The sequence below is a fragment of the Mesorhizobium sp. M4B.F.Ca.ET.143.01.1.1 genome (genome assembly GCF_004792275.1).
GTDB lineage: Bacteria > Pseudomonadota > Alphaproteobacteria > Rhizobiales > Rhizobiaceae > Mesorhizobium > Mesorhizobium abyssinicae.
This window is the reverse complement of the sequence record NZ_SRSR01000070.1, coordinates 1-551: the sequence shown is the minus strand read 5'-3', so window position 1 is coordinate 551 and position 551 is coordinate 1. Positions and strand designations below refer to the sequence as shown.

The following is a 551-nucleotide window of genomic DNA, read 5'->3' as shown; positions in this document are numbered from 1 at the left end:
ACAGGCGACGCCTGGTCGGGCTGCGGCCCGTCGATCCTGCCGGGAAGGTGGTCAGCGGCTCACATCTTTTTGCGGAAGGTGCACCGTGGAAATTCGATACCGATCAGGGTTGGATCACCTCGGCTTGCTACAGTCCACATGTCGGCTCAATGATCGGGCTCGGTTTCCTCGAGAATGGCGATGAACGGCTGGGCGAGGTGATCGTGGCCGCGAACCCGCTCGAAGGCGAAAGCGCGCGCCTGCGCGTCGTGCCGGCGCATTTTGTCGATCCTGAAGGAGCACGTCTTCGTGAGTGACCTGAGACCCATCACCGCGCTCGGTGCCGCACTACCACGCCTCGCATCGTTCGGGGCGTTGGAGATCCGTGAGAACGGGGGTCTGGCGCTTGCCTCCATGGCGCTGCGCCGCGGAACCGTTGAGCCCACGCCGTTCGGCCTCGCTCTTCCCGGACCAGGCCGCTGGATTGCAGGGCAGGGGGTTGCCGCGCTGTGGACCGGGCTGGATCAGTGGATGATCGAGGCGGAAGGCCGCGCCGAGCTGGATTTTGCCGC

Annotated in this window: 1 protein-coding gene and 1 pseudogene; both read left to right on the top strand. The window is 65.5% G+C overall.

Going from position 1 to position 551, the window contains the following annotated elements; translation table 11 throughout:
* The coding region (locus tag EN786_RS35995) for a glycine cleavage T C-terminal barrel domain-containing protein (protein WP_135910013.1) at positions 1 to 296 on the top strand (296 nt) is incomplete at its 5' end.
* Positions 289 to 551 (top strand): annotated as a pseudogene (locus EN786_RS35990) (sarcosine oxidase subunit gamma); the annotation flags it as partial. The gene EN786_RS35995 and the pseudogene EN786_RS35990, both read left to right, overlap by 8 nt.